3 protein-coding genes, 1 tRNA gene and 1 pseudogene are annotated in these 3,828 nt (G+C 65.6%); 4 read left to right on the top strand and 1 reads right to left on the bottom strand.

The window, feature by feature from the left end; all coding sequences use genetic code 11:
* Positions 1 to 96: 96 nt before the first annotated feature.
* The 4 genes and pseudogenes from HDC93_RS37480 to HDC93_RS37465 all read left to right on the top strand — a co-directional run.
* A pseudogene (locus tag HDC93_RS37480) lies at positions 97 to 426 on the top strand (tyrosine-type recombinase/integrase); the annotation flags it as partial.
* A 198-nt stretch (positions 427 to 624) separates the two neighbouring features.
* The gene (locus HDC93_RS37475; protein WP_185015227.1) at positions 625 to 1,275 is read left to right on the top strand and encodes a hypothetical protein; all 651 of its coding nucleotides are present in this window, start codon (positions 625 to 627) and stop codon (positions 1,273 to 1,275) included.
* A 36-nt stretch (positions 1,276 to 1,311) separates the two neighbouring features.
* A complete protein-coding gene (locus HDC93_RS37470; RefSeq protein WP_185015226.1) occupies positions 1,312 to 2,466 on the top strand; it encodes an ImmA/IrrE family metallo-endopeptidase in 1,155 nt (384 codons plus the stop codon).
* A gap of 344 nt (positions 2,467 to 2,810) precedes the next feature.
* Positions 2,811 to 3,122, top strand: coding sequence for a helix-turn-helix transcriptional regulator (locus tag HDC93_RS37465; RefSeq protein WP_185015225.1), 312 nt, complete (start codon positions 2,811 to 2,813; stop codon positions 3,120 to 3,122).
* Positions 3,123 to 3,611: 489 nt separating this feature from the next.
* Here the strand turns inward: HDC93_RS37465 and HDC93_RS37460 are convergent.
* Positions 3,612 to 3,685 (bottom strand) — tRNA-Gly (locus HDC93_RS37460).
* Between the last annotated feature and the right edge of the window lie 143 nt (positions 3,686 to 3,828).

Below are 3,828 nucleotides of genomic sequence, written 5' to 3'. Positions count from 1 at the left end.
CGAGTTCGAACGGATCATCCAGGAAGCGCGAGCCCTGACCGATCAGGAAGGCCGGGCCGCATAACCAACGTCTCTACGAAAACTGGGGATTGACAGGATGGCCTGATCTTCGTCGGGGAGAAGGGCGCCCCCTTCCGCCGCTCGACCTTCGGCCGCAAGTGGCGCAAGGCGAGGGCCAAGGTCGGCATGCCGGGCCACTTCCGCTTCTACGACCTCCGCCACACCGGCAACACCTTGGCCGCCGACACGGGCGCCAAGCTGAAGGACCTCATGGTCCGCGCCGGCCAGTCCTCGGAGCGGGCCCAGCTGATCTACCAGCACTCGACGGCCAAGCATCAGCGGAGGCTGGCGCAGGGCATTGATGCCGAGGTGCGGGCGCAGCTCCGAGAAGCGGCGGCTGCCCAGCAGGGTGCCCGCGAGGCGTAAGTCGTAGCTGCCCCGCATGGGATCCGGCTAACTCGGCCGGATCCCATACGGGGCTGAACTGCCGGTCTCTGAGGGAAGGAGTCCCCTCTCGTCGCACGGCACGGACTGCATTGCCATTGACCAGCCCTATTTCTTGATTTCCCACCTCATTTGAGGGAAGATTTCCGGAAGTCGAGTGGGTGCGTCGAGAGGCTGGACATGACTGTCGTGCACGCAGAGGACCTCCCGGTCCGTGATCGGCTCGCTGAGCTGGGGTTGTCCGTCGAACAAATCGAGGGTGCCCTGCGCCGAGCCGAGTCGGAGCGCAACTTCTGCACGCCGTTGGACCCGGTGTCCCTGCCCGGCAACATCTTCTGGGGTCGCACGATCCGCTTCTTGCGGGAGACGTACATCCCGGACGGGTGGACCAGTGCCAGTCCCAGTAACGTTCCACTGCTCGTCGCCCCCTCCGGCCACTTCGCGATCACGGCTTCCAGCGGCAGCCCGGAGACCGGATACGCGGCACTCACGCCCTCCACTCGCTACGCCAAGGGCAACGCGGTGATGAAGCGAGTGGAGGCCAATCGGCAGCTGTTGCTGTTCGGTGAGCTCGAGGCGGAACCCGAACACGAGGATGCCGGAGACGGTATCCCGACCTGGTTTCTGCTCTACCACCACTCGAAAACCAACCAGGGCACCCGACTCCACGCGGAGCTGTCGTTGCCGAACGACACCGGCAGCCGTGGCAAGATCAGCAGCTGGTACGAGCGGATCATCCTCCCCTGGATCGACTTCGAGGGCTTCACTCCGTTCGTCGACGATGGCGACGATCAGGGCGGCATCGACATCCCCATCGAGCGCCTGTCTTGACCGCCCTGCCCCCGACCTCCCCAATTGGCTCCTCCCATGACCACCGCATCCCGGCTAGTCCTGGCGCGCAAGCGCCGAGGGCTGACCGTCACCCGACTCGCCCAGATGGCCGGTCTGACGCCGCGCAGGCTTTCTGACTTCGAGAACGGACGGGCCGCCCCCAGCCCTCCATCGCTAGAGGCGATCGCAACAGCGTTGGAGTTCCCGCCTTCGTTCTTCAGCGCTGAGGAGGTCGCCGAGCTGACGGTCGACTCGGTCAGTTTCCGTGCGCTGAGCAAGATGACGGCCTCCCAGCGGGACATCGCCCTCAGCTCCGGACGGCTGGCGCGCGGGCTGCAGGACTGGATGAGCGCGCACTTCCGTCTGCCCGCACCCGAGATCCCGTCGCTGACCTCATTCAGCCGCCTTGGCTCGGACGAGGATCAGATTCCCCATCCAGGGGAGGCGGCCGGCACCGACGTCCCAGCGGAGGAAGCAGCCTCCCTGGTTCGCGCCCGATGGGGACTCGGGCACGCGCCGATCCCGAACGTCGTGCACCTGTTGGAGGCGCATGGGGTCCGCGTCTTCTCCCTTTCCAGGGACTGTCCTGAAGTCGACGCGTTTTCCTTCTGGGACCGGGGACTTCCGTTCGTCCTGCTGAGCACCGAGAAGACCGCGGAGCGCGGCCGCTTCGACGCCGCTCACGAACTCGGACACCTCGTACTGCACGGTGAGGAGCAGATGCCACACGGCCCACAGGCCGAGGCGGAAGCGCATAGGTTCGCAGCCGCATTCCTCATGCCGAGGGCGGACGTACTCGCCCACGCGCCGCATGGCGCAAGCACGAGTTGGATCCTCCAGGCGAAGCGCCGCTGGAAGGTCGCCGCCATGGCGCTCGCACATCGGCTGCACGAACTGGGGCTGACCACCGAATGGCAGTACCGCACTCACTGCGTGGAACTCGGCCGTCTCGGCTACCGCAAGTCGGAGCCTCGGAGCGGAGTAGCCCGCGAGACCTCGCAGGTGCTGGGCAAGGTGTTCACTGCCCTGCGCAGCGAGGGGACACGGCCTGCCGACGTGGCCCGCGAGCTTCATCTCCGGCCTGCCGACCTCAACGACCTGATCTTCGGGCTCGTCGTCACCGCGCAGGAGGGCGAGGGGCGACGGCACGGCGATGCGCACAACCGGCCGCAGCTGTCCGTGGTTCGCTGACGGGAAGTCGGGCTAGATCGCGGACCGGATCCGGCCTGCTCGTCGACCTCAGCGCCCCCAGGGGCCCTGGTAGCTGCTGAGGCGACGTTTCGTATGGGGCACTTGGTTGGCTGTCTTCACGTCTCCGTACGCGACGACGGAGGCCCTGCTCCGGTTCAGAGGGTCATGAAGGGCGAGTGCTCGATGAGCAGGAGTTTGCGCAGTGACGTGCAAATGCGCGAGAGGACTCGGCGGCGCGGCGATGCGGGTACAGACATGGCTCCCCCAGTAGCGGTAAGGTACGCCTAGTTGCGTACCTATGGGGAAGGTACGCAACTAGGCGTACCTTGTCGAGGGGTGAAGTGATGACGGCAGGCGAGTTGGCGCACCCTCGAATTGAGGAGTTGCAGGTGGGGTCCATCCTTCTGGCGCTGGCTGACGCGAACCGGCGTCGGGTCGTGGCCGAACTGGCCGAACGGCCGGATGAAGAGCGGCTGTGTGCTTCCTTCGATCTGCCGGTGGGCAAGTCCAGTCGCACCCGTCACTGGCGAGTACTGCGCGAAGCGGGCTTGGTGTATCAGCGGGACGCCGGGAACGGCCTGTACATGCGCCTCCGCAAGGAGGACTTGGACTGCCGATTCCCGGGCCTGATCCAGGCCGTGATCGCCGCTGGCTGAACGCGCCGGACTGCGTCAACGCGCTACAAGACGCCGATGGCCGATGAGGGCGGCGGATGCGTCGATGAAGACGACGAATTGTTCGGCCTTGCCTTCGTGGCGACGTGCAGCCTCCGACAGTCGGCCAGCCTGGACACGGTTTGCTCGACCACTCACCGGTCGCGGCCCAGCCGCTGCGAGGACTCGACACCCTCGTGGGTGATGCGAGGGCGTGGGTTCGGGGAGCTGCTGGAGAGTGGGCGCACAGGATCCACTGCGAACTGGCGCTTCGCTCATGCGACTTCGCAGGCACCGCAGGCGAGAGTGGTGCAGGTCACACGAAATGCGTCTCGACATTCGAGACACGCGGAGGGGGTGTCGCCTGTAGCGGCCCGTGAGTCCCCTCGAAGTGACTGCTCTACCTCGACTTAGGGCACGTGGAGGGCGCGCCACCCTCAAATTGGTCTAGACAACAAGCAAACCCCAGGCCACTGACCTGGGGTTTCATCGTGGAGCGGGTGACGAGAATCGAACTCGCGCTCTCAGCTTGGGAAGCTGATGTTCTACCATTAAACTACACCCGCGTAAGACGCCGACCGGGGTCGGTGTCGAATGCTCGCTCACTCTACCTCAGAAGGCTTCCGCTTACCGCTCAACGGGCTTGTCTGGTCGAACAGGGGTCCTGATCGGGTGATCGCGGCAGGAGCGGCGCATGAAGGCAGGGCCT

This window comes from Streptomyces sp. AK010 (assembly GCF_014207295.1).
GTDB lineage: Bacteria > Actinomycetota > Actinomycetes > Streptomycetales > Streptomycetaceae > Streptomyces > Streptomyces massasporeus.
This window is presented reverse-complemented; position numbering and strand designations above follow the sequence as displayed.

What these genes read in the sequence shown, in the direction of transcription:
- HDC93_RS37475 (WP_185015227.1), top strand. Translation starts at nt 625, where the DNA reads ATGACTGTCGTGCACGCAGAGGACCTCCCGGTCCGTGATCGGCTCGCT.
- HDC93_RS37470 (WP_185015226.1), top strand. Translation starts at nt 1,312, where the DNA reads ATGACCACCGCATCCCGGCTAGTCCTGGCGCGCAAGCGCCGAGGGCTG.
- HDC93_RS37465 (WP_185015225.1), top strand. Translation starts at nt 2,811, where the DNA reads ATGACGGCAGGCGAGTTGGCGCACCCTCGAATTGAGGAGTTGCAGGTG.